This window comes from Lentzea aerocolonigenes (assembly GCF_000955955.1).
GTDB lineage: Bacteria > Actinomycetota > Actinomycetes > Mycobacteriales > Pseudonocardiaceae > Lentzea > Lentzea aerocolonigenes_A.
Genome location: NZ_JYJG01000030.1, coordinates 23,807 through 39,869 on the forward strand (window position 1 = coordinate 23,807; position 16,063 = coordinate 39,869).

Sequence of the window (16,063 nt, forward strand, 5' to 3'; positions counted from 1 at the left end):
GCAGAGCCCAGTCGACCATGTCGGTGGCTGGGGCACGCCCCATGCCTCACACCGGTGCCTCACGCCCACGGCCCACGCTCACGGCTCACGGCTCACGGCTCACGGCTCACGCTCACGGCCCATGCCCATGCCCATGCCCATGCCCGTGACCCCACGCCCCACGCGCGTGCCCCAGCACAATGCGCTGCCCAGGGTTCGTGGCCTCTTCTGCGGCGGCAATCACCACGTCACCGGTGCCGCTTCGCGCAAGCCGAGGATCCGCAGGCCCGGTGCCACCGCGCCGGCTGGGACCTCCCCGAGCCCGGTGGTCTGGACCTGCGGTTACCCGACGCCCGGCCCCTTGACAGGCGCATGGACCTGAACGCACTATTGCGCAATCATGCAAGAAGTATCCGTCAAATGAGCATGATTGAACAGCTCCACGCCACGGCGATCCCTGCGCCCGGAAGGTGTCCATGAGAGCTCGACCACGTGCCGGACTGGCCCTGGTGGCCACTGCGGCCCTAGCTTCGTCGTTCGCGCTGGCGGGATCCGCCAGCGCGGCCCCGGCGACGATCGGTGATGTCACGGCGTTCAGCCAGTCCGGGTCCGCGTTCACGATCACGGCCGGTGCGGCGAAGGTGAAGGTGTCCTTCGCGCAGCCCGGTGTGTTCCGGCTGCAGATGGCGCCGGACGGGACGTTCACCGACCCGGTCAACGGCCAGATCGCGATCAAGACCGACTTCGGCCCGGTCACGGCGTCCTACGTGGACTCCGGGGCCTACTACAAGATCAGCACCAGCGCCGTCACCCTGCGGGCCTACAAGACGCCGCTGAGGTTCGAGCTGTACAAGGCCGACAACTCCACCCTCGTCTGGAAGGAGTCGACCGGCCTGAACTGGGACACCGCGGCCAAGACCGCCACCCAGTCGCTGACCAGGGGCCAGGACGAGCAGTTCTACGGCACCGGGTTCCGGCTCGGCGAGTGGGCGCTGCGGGACAAGACGGTGCCGGTCAGGATCGACAGCAAGTGGCGGGAGAACGGCAACGCTTCCCCGGCACCGTTCTACTGGTCCACCAAGGGTTACGGCGTCGTGCGCAACACCTGGGCTCCGGGGCAGTACTCGTTCCTGTCCACGGTCGGCCTGAAGCACGACGAGGCGCGGTTCGACGCGTTCTACTTCGCCGGCGACACGCCGAAGGACATCCTCAACCGCTACACCGACGTCACCGGAAAGCCTTTCCTGGCCCCGATCTGGGGCTTCGAGATGGGCAACGCCGACTGCTGGAACGCCAGCAACCCCGACTACACCGGCGACCACGACAGGGTCGACCACCAGACGACCCCGGATGTCGTCAAGTACGCCCAGCAGGCACGGGACAAGGACATGCCGTCCGGCTGGTTCCTGCCCAACGACGGTTACGGCTGCGGCTACAAGGACCTGACGAAGGTCGTGTCGGACCTGAAGAACCTCGGGTTCAAGACCGGCCTGTGGACCTCGACCGGTCTCGCGAACATCAAGGACGAGGTGGGCGTCTCCGGTTCACGCGCGGTGAAGACCGACGTGGCGTGGATCGGCTCCGGCTACAAGTTCGCCTTCGACGGCGTGCAGCAGGCCGTGAACGGCATCGAGGACAACAGCGACGGCCGTCGTTTCGTGTGGACGGTCAACGGCTGGGCTGGCACGCAGCGCAACGCGGTCGTCTGGAGCGGCGACACCTACGGCACGTGGGACGACATGCGCTGGCACGTACCGGCGATCACCGGCGCGGGCCTGTCGGCACTGAACTACGCGAGCGGTGACGTCGACGGCATCTTCAGCGGCAGTGCCAAGACCTACGCCCGCGATCTGCAGTGGAAGGCGTTCCTGCCCTCGGTGATGACGATGTCCGGCTGGGGTCCCGCGAACCCGTCCAGCGGCTACAGCGACAAGCAGCCGTGGCGGTGGGCCGAACCGACCCTGTCGATCAACCGCAAGTACCTGAAGCTGCGCGAAAGGCTGCTGCCGTACCTGTACTCGACCAGCCGGGTCGCGAACGAGACCGGTTACCCGTCCACCAGGGCGATGGTGCTGGAGTACCCGGACGACCCGGTCGCCCGCGGCAACCAGACCAGCCAGCAGTTCCTGGCCGGTGACGCGTTCCTGGTCGCCCCGGTCACCAGCGACACCAGCGTCCGCGACGGGATCTACCTGCCCGCGGGCACCTGGACCGACTACTGGACCGGCACCACCTACCAGGGGCCCGGCTGGCTCAACGGCTACAACGCGCCGCTGGACACGTTGCCCCTGTTCGTGAAGGGCGGCGGCATCGTGCCGATGTGGCCGCAGATGAACTACGCCGGTGAGAAGCCCGCCACGCCGATCACCTTCGACGTGTACCCGCGCGGCAACTCGTCGTTCAGCCTCTACGAGGACGACGGCAACACCAGGGCGTACCAGAACGGCGCCTTCGCCAAGCAGCAGGTCGACGTCACGGCGCCCGGTTCGGGTTCCGGCAACGTCGCGGTGAAGGTGGGGGCCAGCAACGGCACGTACACCGGCAAGCAGGCCGGCCGGGCGTACGAGCTGACGATGCACGTCTCGGGCGCGCCGTCCTCGGTGACGCTGGGGACGACGACCCTCACGAAGTACTCGACCAAGGCGGACCTCGACGCGGCCACCACCGGCTGGTTCCACGATCCGGCGGACCGCGGCGGCGTGCTGACGGTCAAGACCGGTTCGCAGCCGACGTCGGCGGGTTTCACGGTGACGGCCAACGGAGTCACGCTCCCGGCGGCCAAGTCGATCACCGGCGCTCCTGCCATCGCCAAGGCGGGACAGTCCGTCGTCCACACCGACAGCGCCGAGTCGAGCCAGACCGGTGCCAAGGCGATCGACGGCGACAACGCCACGATGTGGCACACCGCGTGGTCGAACGTCGACCCCGACCCGGCGCCGCCGCACGAGATCCAGATCGACCTCGGCGCCCGGTACGACGTCGACGCGGTGCACTACCTGCCCCGGCAGGACGGTGGCGTGAACGGGCGCATCGGCCAGTACGAGGTGTACGTCAGCAACAGCACCTCGAACTGGGGCACCGCGGTCGCCACCGGCACGTGGGCCAGCAACGCGACGGAGAAGACGGTGTCGTTCGCCGCGAAGACCGGGAGGTACCTGCGGCTGCGGGCGCTGACCGATCTCTCCGGAGGGCAGTACACCTCGGCCGCGGAGATCACCGCGATCGGAATCTAGTGCTGTGAAACGACTGTGGGCCCTCACCGCTCGGTGAGGGCCCACAGTCCTGTTCAGACCTGGACGACGTCGACGCCGCGCTCGCGGAAGCGTTTGACATCGTCGTCATCGGCGTCGGTGTCCGTGATCAGCACGTCCACCTCGGGTGTCGAGCAGATCGAGGCGAACGCCCTGGCCCCGATCTTGGAGGAGTCCGCGACGATCACGACCTTGCCGGCCCGCTTGGCCAGCAACCGGTTGATCGCGGCCTCGCCCTCGTGGTGCGCCGACGCACCGGCGGCCGGGTCGATCGCGTCCACGCCCAGGAACGTGATGTCGAGGCTCAGATCGCCCAGGATCTTCTCCGCCAGCGGTGACATCAGCTCGTAGGACTGCGCCCGCGCCACTCCGCCCGTCACGACCAGTTTCACCTGAGGCCGCACCGCGAGCTCGTTGGCGATGTTCAACGCGTTGGTCACCACCGTGATCGCCGCGTCGCCCTCCGACCGGGTCACCAGCGTCCTGGCCACCTCGGTCGTCGTCGTGCCGCCGTTCAGCCCGACCACCGCGCCCGGCGACACCAGGTCCGCCGCGGCCCGTGCGATCCGCAGCTTCTCCTCGGCGTGCCGCACGGTCTTGTAGCGCAACGGCAGGTCGTAGGCCACCGCGTGCGCCACCGCGCCACCGCGGGTGCGGGTCAGCAGCTGCTGCTCGGCCAGGTGATCGAGGTCCCGGCGGATCGTCGCACCCGAGACCTGCAGCTGCTCCGAGATCTCGTCGACCTCGATGCGCCCCCGCTCGCCGAGGATCTCCAACAGCGCGTTCAGCCGCTCATACCTGTTCATCGGCACCTCCAGACACACATCATCGCGCACGGGCACCGACAGAACGGTGCAGCGGGCCCGTGTTCACAGCGATTCGACGAGAACGTCGTCGTAGATCCGGTGGAGGGTGGGGGTGTCGACGCTGCCGGCGAGGGGTGAGGCGACCGCGGCCGCCGACCACGCGACCGCGGCCCGCAACCTGAGCGGCCACTCCCACTGCTCCTCCACGCCGGTGGAGAGCGCGGCCACGGCGGCGTCACCTGCCCCCGTCGCGTTGCCCCGCACGGCGAACGGTGGCACCGCACGCCATTCGCCCTCCGCCGTCACAGCGACCATGCCGTCCGCTCCACGTGACAGGACGACGGCACCGGCTCCGTACCCGCACAACGCTCGCGCCCCGTCCACGGGATCCGGGACGTCCAGCGCCTCCAGCAGTTCCGCGGTGTTGGGCTTGAGCACGTCCGCGCCGGCCTTCGCCGCTGCCACGAGCGCCGGGCCGCTGGTGTCCACCACGACCGGTACGCGCCACCGCCGCGCCAGTTCGACGACCCGCGCGCACAGATCGGCGGGCGCCGCGGGCGGCATGCTGCCCGAGCACACCAGCACACCGGCTTCTTCGAGGCGTTGCGCCACGAGTGCCAGCAGCCTGTCCCAGTCCTCGTCCGGCAACGCGCAGCCCGCCTCGTTGAAGAGCGTGGGATCTTCATCGCCCGGCACGACGGCGACGGTCATCCGGCTCGGCGCGCTCACCGGCAGCAGGGCGTGCGGCACGCCCGAGGCTTCGAGATCGGCGCGGATCGAGTCGCCCAGCACCCCACCGGCCGGAGCCACGGCGAGCGTCGGCACGCCCATCTCGTGCAGCACGCGGCTGACGTTGAACCCCTTGCCACCCGCCCGTTCGCTGACCGTTCCGACGCGGTGGGTGTGCCCCGGCCGCAGCCGGTCGACCTGGTAGGTCACGTCGAGGGCGGGGTTCGGGGTGAGCGTGAGGATCATGTCCGCACCCGCTGCGCGCGCACCACGCCGAGCAGCCGGGCGACCTCGTCCGCCATCCGGTCGCGGGCCGGGCCGAGGTACTTGCGGGTGTCGACGAGACCGCCGTCGGCGAGACGTTGCCGCACCTCGCCGGTGAACACCTTGTTGAGGTGCGTCGCGATGTTCACCTTGGTGATGCCCGCCGCGACCGCCTTGTCCAGGTCGCCGTCCGACACGCCGGACGACCCGTGCAGCACGAGCGGAACGTCCACAACGGACCTGAGCCGGGCGATGAGGTCGAAGTCCAGTGCCGCGTCCCTGGTCAGCATGGCGTGCGAGCTGCCGACCGCGACGGCGAGCGCGTCCACCTCGGTGGCCGCGACGAACGACGCGGCCTCGGCGGGGTCGGTGCGCGCGCCGGGCGCGTGCACGCCGTCCTTGCCGCCCACCTCGCCCAGCTCCGCCTCGACCCACACCGCGCGGGAACGGCAGCGCCGCGCGACGTCCTTGGTGGTCGCCACGTTGTCCTCATAGGACAGTTTGGAGGCGTCGAACATCACCGAGCCGACGCCGATCTCCACCGCGTCGTCGACGAGCTGGGACGACTCGACGTGGTCGAGGTGCACGGCGACGGGCACGGCCGCCTCGGCCGCGACGGCGAGCGCGGCGGTGACCAGTGGTGCGAGAGAACCGTGGTACCGCACGCAGTTCTCGCTGATCTGCAGCAGCACCGGGGATCCGGCCTGCTCGGCGCCCGCCACGACGGCGTAGGCGTGTTCGAGCTGGATCACGTTGAACGCGCCGACGCCGTGGCCACCGCGGACGGCGGCGTCGACGATCTCGGCGGTGGGGGTCAGCGGCACGGTTCTCCTCGGTGATCGGCGATCGCGGCGAGCGCCGCGCCGTGGCAGCCGGCGAGGCCGCCGAGCGCGGCGGGCACGAGCCGCGGTTCGCGCTGGAACGTCAGGCGGGCCGACAGGCCCTTGGCGAGCGGGTCCAGCAGGAGGCCGTTGGCGCCGGACAGGCCACCGCCCACCACGACGACCTCGGGGGCGAGCACGCTCGCGGTCCAGGCCAGAGCGGTGACCAGTGCCTCGACTGCGTCGTCCCACACGGCGGCCGCCTCCGGTTCGCCCGCCTCGACCCGGCGGGCGACGTCGACGGCGCCGCAGACCTCCCGTCCGGTCAGGGCGGTGTAGCGACGGGCGATGGCGCTCGCGGAGGCGATCGCCTCCAGGCAGCCGGTACCTCCGCACAGGCAGGGCTCGCCGTGGCCGACGTCGACGTGGCCGAGCTCGCCCGCGTACCCGTCGCCGTCGTGCACCCGGCCGCCGGTGACCAGGGCGGCCGCGATTCCGGTGCCGAGCGGGAGGAACAGCATCGTGTGCGCGCCTCTGCCGCCGCCGATCCTGTTCTCCGCCAACGCTCCGGCCCGGACGTCGTGGGTGAACGCGACAGTGCGGCCGAGGCGGTCGGCGAGCAGGTCTTTGAACGGGACGTCGTGCCAGCCCAGGTTCTCCGAGAACACGCCGACGCCCCGCCGTTCGTCCACGATGCCGGGCACCGCGACGCCGATGCGTTCAGCCGGCAGCTCCCAGGCCAGCTCGGCGACCAGGTCGAGGACCTCGGGCACGACGGACGGCCCGCGTCGGGGTGTCGGCCGCGACCTCACGTCGAGCACGGCACCCGCGTCGTCGACGAGCACCGCCTTGGTGGCGGTGCCGCCGACATCCACGCCGAGCACGGGCACGGTGTCCTCCGCCTGATCGAAGTTGCGCGATATTGCAAACAAGTATGCAGTTGTGAGCAGGCGACAAACAAGACTGGGATCGTCACAGCAGGTCAAACGTGGAAAGTTCGCCCAGGTGCACATGCTTCAGCGCTGTTGACAGCTGCAAGATAGCGGCGCAAACTTTGCAAAATTGCTCAGCGTGCATCTTTGCGGAGGGAGCTGTCACCGTGTCACTGCCTCGTTCGAGCAGACCGCGCGTCCTCCTGGCCATGCACGGCACACTCGCCCGCAAGCTGTTCGAACCGGACGCGCTCGACCGCCTCGCGCGCATCGCCGACTTCGACCACAACCTGGTGGTGGACGACTTCACGACCCCGGAGGCCCGCGCGGCGCTCTCCCGTGCGGAAATCGTCGTGAGCAGCTGGGGTTGCCCGCGGATCGACGCTGCCGTGCTCGCGTCCGCACCCAAGCTGCGCGCGGTCGTCGACGCGGCGGGGTCGGTCAAAGGGCCCGTGACCAACGCCTGCTGGAACCGTCCGCTCGCGGTCAGCTCGGCCGCGTGGGCCAACGCCATCCCGGTCGCCGAGTACACGCTCGCCGCGATCCTGTTCGCCGGCAAGCGGGTGCTACCTCTGAGCGCGGGCTACCGCCGCCAGCGGGCCGCGTTCGACTGGCGGGCAGTCGAGAACGTGCCCGGCAACTACCGGCGCGTGGTGGGGATCGTCGGTGCCTCGAGGGTCGGCCGGATGGTGCTGGGTTTCCTGCGCCGCCACGATTTGCGGGTGCTGGTGCACGACCCGTACCTCACCCGGGAGGAGGCGTGCGCCCTCGGCGTCAAGGTGGTCGGCCTGGACGAGCTCTGCGCGCTCAGCGACGTCGTCAGCATCCACGACCCGGCGCTTCCGGAGGCCGGGCACCTGGTCGACGCCAGGAGGCTCGCGTTGATGCGCCCCGGCACCACCGTGATCAACACGGCCCGCGGCTCGCTCGTGGACCAGGCCGCGCTCGCCGCCGAGCTGCGGTCAGGGCGGCTCGACGCCGTTCTCGACGTCACCACACCGGACCAGCTGCCCAGCTCGCTGCACGACCTGCCCAACGTCCTGCTGACACCCCGCGTCGCCGGCTCGCACGGGGATGAGCTGCACCGGCTGGCCGACGCCGCCATCGCCGAGGTCGCCCGTTACGCGGAGGGTCAGCCGTTCATGCACCCGGTGCTGCGCCGCGAGCTCGACCGGACAGCGTGATCAGCTGTCCTTCCCCCAGTACTCGGCCTGCCCGCGCACCAAGTTCCGCGACGAACCCTGCCACGTCGATCCTGCCCTTCAGCAGCTCGTCGTCGACGGGCTGGAACGCCGCGCCACCTGACCCGTCCGGTGATCCTCAACGGGTGAGGGTTCAGGCCAGGCGAGCGCGCAGGGAGGCGATCAGCTCGGCGCGGCCGCCCACCGCGAGCTTCTGGCGGATCTTCGCCACGTGCTGCTCGACGGTCTTCGGCGAGATGTAGAGCCGGGCGCCGATCTCCTTGTGCGTCATGCCTTCCAGCAGCAGTTCGCCGACCGCGCGTTCCCGCTTCGACAGGCCGTCGCCGGGGCCGTTGTCCTCGGTGCCGATGCGGGCTCGCAGGGCGCGACCCGTGCTCAGCAGTTCGCGGGCATCGGCCGGGTTGCTCATGCGGGCGGCTGCGGCGCCGCACAACGCCATCGCGTCCCACGGGTGGCCCGCGTGGGCGAGGAGATCGGCGACCTCGGTCACCGCAACGGGATTGACGTCGCCGGTGAGGATCGACGCCCACATGCGCGCGGCGGAGGCTCGTGGTTCGACGGTCAGTTCCACCACCAGTGAGGTGTCACCGGCGACCACGGCCCGTTGCACGCGCCACCAGTTGTCCGTTTCCACGCACCACGCCGCACCGACCCGTCCGACCGCGGTGGTCATCGCGTCGACGATCGTGTCGCGTTCGAACGCGCTGCCCGCACCGGCCGACAGTTCGCCCCAGGCGTCGAGCAGCAGCGGTTCCACGTCCACGCCGGCCACCACGGGCGCCACCCGTCGCCAGGTCGCGCGCAACGCCTCGTCGTCGCCTGCCCGGCGGGCCAGGCCGATCGTCACGGCCGCGGCGAGCACGGCGTCGCGGCGCAGGACCGGCGTGGTGCAGGCGGCGATCTCGGTGCGGGCGGCGGCCAGGCGGCCCGCTCGCAGGTGCAGCCAGGCCGTGAGCAGGTGGCGGCGCGGGGTCGGGCGGTCCGCGAACATCGCCAGCAGCTCCGCGGCGCTGGCGTCGTGACCACCTGCCACCAGCGCTGTCACGGCCAGGTCGCCCCACTGCTCCGCGGCCATCGGGTCGGCGGGCACGGTCGCGGCGGCGAGTCCGGCCAGCTTGCGGGCGGCCGGAGCGAACGAACCCCGGACGGCTTCCAGTGCCGCGTCGACGCCGTCCAGCAGCACGGTCAGGCCTCGTGGCGCGGCGCCGGAGAGCCGGGCTCGTGCGGCTGCGAGGTCCTCCGCGGCAGACGAGAGATCGCCCGCCAGGCAAGCGGCCAGCGCGGCACGGGCGGCTGCGGCGACACCGGGCGCGCCACTCAGTGACCCAGCGATCACACGCCACCGTGCGGCGGCGTCGAACAGGGCTCCGTCCGCGGCCGCCGCGGCGGCTGCCACTCCAGCCGCCAGGCAGTCCTGGTCCGTGCCCTCGGTGAGGATCCGGTCCGCGGTCTCGATCGCCGACGCGGTGTCACCCTCCCGCCACGCCAGCTCCGCTGCGACAGCGGTCATCTTCGCCTCCCCGCGAACCACGCGTTCGACGCCGGCAGGAACGCCGGCACTCCCGCGCCCACCACAGCCATCCCCGCCACCAGCGGCATCTGGGACACCAGCACGCCCACGACTCCCAGCACCGCCAACAAGATCCGCGCCCAGTTCCGGCCAACGGCAAACGCCCGCAGCACTCCCAGCTGCACCAGCGCCACCAGCACGCCCGGTCCGAGCAGCACTCCCAGTCCGGCCAGCACCACCTTGTCCTGGGTGGACTGATCAACACCACGTGCCGCCACCTCGGCGGTCAGCGAGGCGCGCACGTCACCGAAAGCCACAGCCGTCACGACCAGCTCGACGACCACCGCGAGCAGCCACAGGCAGACCGCCACCGTGGCCAGTCGCGGCCGCGGCACCTGGACCAGCTGAAACTTCGTCACTCCCGGGCGAGGAGGCAACGCGGTCACGGTGCACCCGCCTTGGTGCTCGCCTTGGTGCTGAGCGTCGGCGCCGGCGCGCTCGTCGACTTGCTCACGCTCGGCGCCGAGCTCGACGGCCACGTGGTCGTCGTCGTCGTGGTGCGCTTGGTCGGCGGGGGAGGAGGCGGCGCAACCGTTTTCTGCGGCTGGACCGGCGCTTCGGTCGTCGTCACCACAACGGCCGCCTTCTCCTCGGTGGTGGTGGGCGTCGGCGTCGGAGTGGTCGTCGTCGTGTCCGGGGTGGCGTTGCCCGCGAAGTACGTGTTCATCGCGAGACCACCGCCGACCGCCGCCGCGAGCACCGCCGCCGTGATGTACGGCGTGAGCTTCCTCCTCTTGCGCTGCAACGCGGGTGCGGCAGGCCGGGGCGGACGCGACCACATCACGGTCGCCACCTCGGGTGCGGCCACCTCGCGCACGCGGGCGGACAAAGCGGCACCCACGGCGACCATGCCCTCGAACGCGGGCGTCACCGAACGGCCGAGCAACGCGGAAACTTCCTGCGTCACCAATGGAATCCGTGAAGACCCGCCGACCAGCAACACCGCGGCGAGGTCTCCGGAACGCACCCCGGCGTTCTCCAAAGAACGCAACAGAGCGCTGGTCGTCTCGGTCAGCGCGGGCCGGATCATCTCCTCGAACTCCGCGCGGGTCAGCCGCACCTCGCGAACAGAGATCCCCGGCACCGCAACGGGAATCCGCACCTCGGTGTCCGACGACAGCTGCTCCTTCGCCGCTGTGCAAGCCCGCCTGAGATCGGCAACCGCCGCCCGCACAACGGGATTCTCCGCGTCGAGCGAGTCCCACTCCAAGGACTCGGCCACGTGCGAGAACACCGCCTCGTCGAAGTCCAGCCCGCCGACCTCGGCCTCCTCAGGACGGCCGGCCAGCACGAAGGAGTCGAGCTTGCGCACCACCGCGGCCTCGAACCCGCTGCCGCCGAGGTCGTACACGGCGACGACAGAACCCGGCTCAAGCCGTGCCCGCGAGTCGTGCGCCACGACCGCGGCCTGCGGCCCCGGCACGAACACAACATCGGAAAGTCCGGCTCCGCGAAGGGATTCCAAGCGGTGTGGACCCCACGATGCCGGGTGCGCGACGGCGACTCGGCCGTTGTGAGGCGCGAGCAGCTGCGTGACGAAACGCGCCGTGAGCACGTCGGCACCGAGCGCCACCCCGCCCAGCCGCAACGGCGTCGGGTCACCCACTCGACGCAGGAACCGGCGCGCCACGCGGTTCGGGTCGGCGACCCCGCGGCGTTCCGCTTCCTCACCGATGACCAAAGAGCCATCAGGATTCGCGAACACCACCGTCGGCGTCACCGACTCGAGCCGCGGTACGTCGCGGCACGTGGCTGTTGCGGTGCGGGTGGATCCGAGATCCAGCCCGATCTGGTAGTGCATCGGACACCCCCTGTAGCGGCGGACAAGGCGGACGTCAGTACACGTACGTCTCATATGGAGTGGTTCAGCCAGATCGAAATACAGGGGTGAATCCCCTATGACTCCGGCGATCCCTGCGTGCGCGGCCCGGCACCTTCCGGGCGTTGCCTTGATGGCAGGACGCGTGGCGCTCCCTAACGTTGTTGGCAGCCGGTCGGAAAGTCTTCCGGCACAACACGATCAAGGAGCCCGACATGAGCAACCCCATCGACCTCAACGCTTTCCTCGCCGACCTGACCGCCGACCTGGACGTCGACAGCACCCAGGCCGCCGAGCAGCAGGTGCAGTCGGCACAGGTCGCGCCGCAGACCTCCTCGCAGGACGCGCGGCAGGACCAGGACACCACCACCGCCACGAACACCGAGGGTGGCGACGGCGGCAACGGCGGCATCGCGGTGGCCGGCGACGGTGGCAGCGCGGACGGCGGCAACGGCCTGGGCATCGGTGGCGCCGGCGGCGACATCGACCAGGACGGTCTGGTCAACGTCAACTTCGGCAGCTCGGCGGGTGGCAGCGGCCTCGGCCTCGGCGGCAACGGCGGCGTCGCGGGCAACGGCGGCAACGCCGACGCCGGTGGTGGCAACGGCGGCGACGCGCGTTCCGACGTGGACGTGGACGCCGACCAGGACGCCGACCTCGACTCGGACCAGTTCTCCGAGCAGGACGCCGACCAGACCGCGGTCTCCGACCAGGACGCCGACTTCGACCTGGACGTCGACACGCAGATCGACAACGTCCTCGAAGACCTCGACCTGCCCATCTGACGCCGGACCGGCCCCGCTCTCCTCCGCCGAGGCGGGGCCGGTCTCCTCGGTGAGGAGACACCACCATGCTGGAAAAGCTCATCGACTTCCTGATGAACATGATGAAGGACCCGAAGGCCCAGCAGGCGTTCGACGAGAACCCGCAGAAGGAGCTGGCCCGCAACGGTCTTTCCGGGGCGACCGACGCCGACATCCGGGACGCGAAGCTGATCATGGCCGACCGCCCGGCGCCGGTGCGGGAGGTGCACCACACCGAGGTCGTGCACGACCGTCCGGTCCAGCACTTCGACCAGACGTTCAACATCGACGACCGCGACGTCACGATCATCGACGACTCGTTCAACTCCGACGACGACACCGAGGTCAACTCCGTCGCCGTCCAGGACAACGACACCGAGACCAACGTCGTGCAGGTGAAGGACTCGTTCAACGACATCGACGTGGACAAGACCGGCGTCGAGGCGCCCGGCGAGGCCGAGCCGGAGCCTGAACCGGTCGAGGAGCCGGCGCTGGAGGTGCACCCGGAGCTGGACCACGAGCCCGTGCTGCTGGACGAGCCCGAGCCCGAGCCGGTGGAAGAGCCCGATCCCGTCGACAGCCTGGCCGGGTGACCCGGTGGCGACCTCACCGCAGCGGGCGATCGAGCTCGCGCTGGCCGCCATCAAGCGCTACGAGCGTCCTGACCTGGAGCAACGCCTGCACCAGGCCAGGGCCAGGCTCGCCGACGACCAGGTCCGCCTGCTGGTCGTCGGCGAGTTCAAGCAGGGCAAGAGCATGCTGGTCAACGGCCTCGTCGGGGCACCGGTCTGCCCGGTGTCCGACGACGTCGCCACCGCTGTTCCGACCGTGGTGAGGCACGCGGAGACCCCGGTCGTGACCCTGGTGCGGGCCGAAGGACGCACCGAGGTGCCGCTGGAGGAGCTGCCCAGGTTCGCGGCGGAGGAAGGCAACCCGGGCAACCGCGAACGCCTCCTGCACGTCGAGGTCGGCCTGCCGCGGCCGTTGCTGGCCGAGGGGCTGGTGCTCGTCGACACGCCCGGTGTCGGCGGGCTCAGCTCGGTGCACGGTGCCGCCACGATGGCCGCGCTGCCGTCGGCGGACGCGGTGCTGCTGGTGTCGGACTGCTCGCAGGAGTACACGGCGCCGGAGCTCGAGTTCCTGAAGCAGGCGATGGCGGTGTGCCCGAACGTCGCGTGCGTGCTCACCAAGACCGACCTCTACCCGGAGTGGCGTTCGATCGCGGACCGCGACCGGCAGCACCTGGCGGACGCGGGCATCAAGGCAGAGGTGTTCACCGTGTCGTCGACTTTGCGGTGGCACGCGCTGCAGACCGGCGATCAGGAGGTCAACACCGAGTCCGGTTATCCGCCGCTGGTGACCTACCTGCGCAAGAAGGTCGTCGCCCAGGCTGATCTTCTGGCGCGGCGGTCGACGTTGCACGACGTGCTGACCGTGATCGGCCAGGTCGTCGACAGCCTGCGGGCCGAGCAGACCGCGCAGGAGAACCCGGAGTCGGTGCAGCAGCTGATCCGGGAGCTGACCGAGGCCGAGCAACGCGCGGCGGGCCTGAAGGAACGTTCGGCGCGCTGGCAGCAGACGTTGAGCGACGGCGTGGCCGACCTCAACGCCGACGTCGACTACGACCTGCGCGACCGGATGCGCGAGATCGTCCGCGAGGCCGAGGACGCTTTGCTGGCAGGCGATCCGCAGAAGATCTGGGACCAGTTCTCGGTGTGGGCGCAGCAGGCGGTGACGTCCGCGGTGTCGGCGAACTCGGTCTGGGCCACGCAACGAGCGCGCTGGCTGGCCAAGAAGGTCGCCGAGCACTTCGACTCGGACCGCGAGCAGATGCTGCCGGCGTTGCGCGTCGGCACCTCCGACCCGTTGCGGTCGGTGCCGGAGCTCGCGGTGCGCGAGTCGGACAAGTTCGGCATCGGCAGCCGCCTGCTCACGGGTCTGCGCGGTGGCTACGGCGGCCTGCTGATGTTCGGCCTGATCGGTTCGGTGATCGGCCTGACGCTGATCAACCCGATCTCGGTCGGCGCGGCGTTGTTGCTGGGCGGCAAGGGAATCGTGGACGAGCGCAAGCGGATCACCACCAAACGCCAGAACGACTGCAAGGTGGCGTTGCGCAAGTACGTGGACGACGTGTCGTTCCACGCGGGCAAGGACTCCCGGGACATGCTGCGCGGCCTGCAACGCGATCTGCGCGACCATTTCACGACGCTGGCCGAGCAGCTGAAGCGTTCGCTGACGGAGTCCATCCAGGCGGCGCAGAAGTCCGTGAAGGCGTCGCATGGCGACCGCGACGCGCGGCTCGCCGAGATCAAGACCGAGCTGGCGGCCCTGGAACGCGTCGTGAAGCAGGTGACGGCATGATCACCGACGAGGTGCGGCGGGTGCTGCTGACCGCGATCGACCTGTACCCGCAGGCTTCCGAAGTCCTGCGCCGTCAGCTGGTCCGGCTCGACGAGCCGCTGCGGGTGGCGATCGCGGGCAAGGTCAAGGCGGGCAAGTCGACGCTGCTCAACGCACTGGTCGGCGAGGAGATCGCACCGACCGACGCGGGGGAGTGCACGAAGGTCGTCACCTGGTACCGCGACGGCCCCTCGCCGCGCATCGTCCAGTTCCCCCAAGGCAAGTCACTCCCGGTGGTCCGCCGTGACGGAGCGCTGGAGATCGCGCTGGACGGCCCGGCCGATCGGCTGGTGGTCGACTGGCCCTCGCAGTCGCTGCGGTCGACCACGTTGATCGACACGCCGGGCATCGCGTCGCTGACCACCGCGAACTCGTTGCGCACCACCCACTTCCTGTCGCCGGAGGACTCTCCCAGCGAGGCGGACGCGGTCATCTACCTGATGCGGCACCTGCACTCGGCCGACGCGAACTTCCTGGAGTCGTTCCGCGACCAGGGTGTCGCGCGGGCCACGGCGATCAACACGGTCGCGGTGATCTCGCGCGCCGACGAGATCGGTGGTGGCCGGGTGGACGCGATGATCTCGGCGCGCGGAATCGCCGGCCGCTACCGGGCGGACTCGTCGTTGCAGGGCCTGTGTCAGAACGTCGTGGCGGTCGCCGGTCTGCTCGCGTTCGCGGGGCGTTCGTTGCGGCAGAACGACTTCATGGCGCTGACAGCACTGGCCGCGTTACCGCGTGAAGAGCTGGAGTCGTCGCTGCTGTCCGCCGACCGGTTCGTGGACGGCTCGGTGGAACGGCGCGCGCTCTTGAACCGCTTCGGTGTCTTCGGCATCCGGCTGGCGGTGACGTTGATCAGGCAGGGCGTGACCGAACCGTCGGCGCTGGCCGCGGAACTGGTGGCGCGCAGTGGTTTGCTGGAACTGCAGAAGGTGCTGCACACCCAGTTCGGCGAACGCCGCCACCTGCTCAAGGCGCGCTCGGCGTTGCTGGCGCTGGACGGCGTGCTCCGCGCGGCCGGCGACTCGCGGCTGACCGGCGCGGTCGAGCGGATCCTGGCGGGCACGCACGAGTTCACCGAACTGCGGCTGCTGAGCGCGTTGCGGTCGGGCGCGGTGAAGGTGCCCGACGCGGAGCTGGCCTCGCGGCTGCTGGGCGACGAGGGCGCACATCCGCTGGTGCGCCTGGGTTTGCCGCGCGGCTCCGGCCCCGGTGAGGTGGGTCAGGCCGCGTTCGCCGCGCTGCAACGGTGGCAGCGGCATGCCGAGAACCCGATGCTCACCAGGCGTTCGGCCGACGCGTGCCGCGTGCTGGTCCGCACCTGCGAGGGCCTGCTGACGCGCGAAGGGGCGCGTCCACCGAGGTGAACGCGCCCTTCTGTTTTCAACTCAGACGGGTCGGTGGCTGCTGTTGCCCAGCCGCCAGGCCGGCTCGTAGAGACCACCGCTGTCGAACAGGATGTGGAACGACCCGTCCGCGGGGTTGTAGAC

13 protein-coding genes are annotated in these 16,063 nt (G+C 70.3%); 6 read left to right on the plus strand and 7 right to left on the minus strand.

What is annotated here, in order from left to right:
• Window positions 1-455 precede the first annotated feature (455 nt).
• Window positions 456-3,212 (plus strand): discoidin domain-containing protein, encoded by a 2,757-nt coding sequence (locus UK23_RS06380; protein ID WP_082114449.1) that lies wholly within the window; start codon window positions 456-458, stop codon window positions 3,210-3,212.
• A 53-nt stretch (window positions 3,213-3,265) separates the two neighbouring features.
• Here UK23_RS06380 and UK23_RS06385 read toward each other — a convergent pair whose 3' ends face one another.
• The 4 genes from UK23_RS06385 to UK23_RS06400 all read right to left on the minus strand — a co-directional run bounded on the left by UK23_RS06385 (window position 3,266) and on the right by UK23_RS06400 (window position 6,740).
• Complete coding sequence (locus UK23_RS06385; RefSeq protein ID WP_045310454.1) at window positions 3,266-4,036, minus strand: DeoR/GlpR family DNA-binding transcription regulator; 771 nt, start codon at window positions 4,034-4,036, stop codon at window positions 3,266-3,268.
• Between the two features lie 63 nt (window positions 4,037-4,099).
• A complete protein-coding gene (locus tag UK23_RS06390; protein WP_045310435.1) occupies window positions 4,100-5,011 on the minus strand; it encodes a 1-phosphofructokinase family hexose kinase in 912 nt (303 codons plus the stop codon).
• The gene (locus UK23_RS06395) at window positions 5,008-5,853 is read right to left on the minus strand and encodes a class II fructose-bisphosphate aldolase (protein ID WP_045310436.1); all 846 of its coding nucleotides are present in this window, start codon (window positions 5,851-5,853) and stop codon (window positions 5,008-5,010) included. Before UK23_RS06395 ends, UK23_RS06390 begins: the two co-directional genes overlap by 4 nt.
• Window positions 5,844-6,740: an ROK family protein gene (locus tag UK23_RS06400; protein WP_045310437.1), complete on the minus strand. Its 897-nt coding sequence runs from the start codon at window positions 6,738-6,740 to the stop codon at window positions 5,844-5,846. The genes UK23_RS06395 and UK23_RS06400 overlap by 10 nt, the downstream gene beginning before the upstream one ends.
• A gap of 209 nt (window positions 6,741-6,949) precedes the next feature.
• On the opposite strand from UK23_RS06400, the gene UK23_RS06405 reads away from it, so the two are divergent.
• On the plus strand, window positions 6,950-7,966 hold the full coding sequence (locus UK23_RS06405) for a hydroxyacid dehydrogenase (RefSeq protein ID WP_196777638.1): 1,017 nt from the start codon (window positions 6,950-6,952) through the stop codon (window positions 7,964-7,966).
• A gap of 151 nt (window positions 7,967-8,117) precedes the next feature.
• Here the strand turns inward: UK23_RS06405 and UK23_RS06410 are convergent, their stop codons facing one another.
• From UK23_RS06410 to UK23_RS06425, 3 genes are read right to left on the minus strand one after another with little or no spacing between them, the layout of a single operon-like run.
• Window positions 8,118-9,494, minus strand: coding sequence for a helix-turn-helix transcriptional regulator (locus UK23_RS06410; RefSeq protein WP_156212867.1), 1,377 nt, complete (start codon window positions 9,492-9,494; stop codon window positions 8,118-8,120).
• On the minus strand, window positions 9,491-9,913 hold the full coding sequence (locus UK23_RS06415; RefSeq protein WP_045310440.1) for a hypothetical protein: 423 nt from the start codon (window positions 9,911-9,913) through the stop codon (window positions 9,491-9,493). The genes UK23_RS06410 and UK23_RS06415 overlap by 4 nt, the downstream gene beginning before the upstream one ends.
• 23 nt (window positions 9,914-9,936) lie before the next feature.
• Window positions 9,937-11,355: an Hsp70 family protein gene (locus UK23_RS06425; protein WP_052684419.1), complete on the minus strand. Its 1,419-nt coding sequence runs from the start codon at window positions 11,353-11,355 to the stop codon at window positions 9,937-9,939.
• A gap of 233 nt (window positions 11,356-11,588) precedes the next feature.
• On the opposite strand from UK23_RS06425, the gene UK23_RS48320 reads away from it, so the two are divergent.
• The 4 genes from UK23_RS48320 (at window position 11,589) to UK23_RS06445 (ending at window position 15,940) form a co-directional block, all read left to right on the plus strand.
• Window positions 11,589-12,158, plus strand: coding sequence for a hypothetical protein (locus UK23_RS48320; protein WP_156212869.1), 570 nt, complete (start codon window positions 11,589-11,591; stop codon window positions 12,156-12,158).
• 65 nt (window positions 12,159-12,223) lie between these two features.
• Window positions 12,224-12,769 (plus strand): IniB N-terminal domain-containing protein, encoded by a 546-nt coding sequence (locus UK23_RS06435; RefSeq protein ID WP_045310443.1) that lies wholly within the window; start codon window positions 12,224-12,226, stop codon window positions 12,767-12,769.
• A gap of 4 nt (window positions 12,770-12,773) precedes the next feature.
• Window positions 12,774-14,537, plus strand: coding sequence for a dynamin family protein (locus tag UK23_RS06440; RefSeq protein ID WP_045310444.1), 1,764 nt, complete (start codon window positions 12,774-12,776; stop codon window positions 14,535-14,537).
• Complete coding sequence (locus UK23_RS06445) at window positions 14,534-15,940, plus strand: dynamin family protein (protein WP_045310445.1); 1,407 nt, start codon at window positions 14,534-14,536, stop codon at window positions 15,938-15,940. The genes UK23_RS06440 and UK23_RS06445 overlap by 4 nt, the downstream gene beginning before the upstream one ends.
• Window positions 15,941-16,063: the final 123 nt, after the last annotated feature.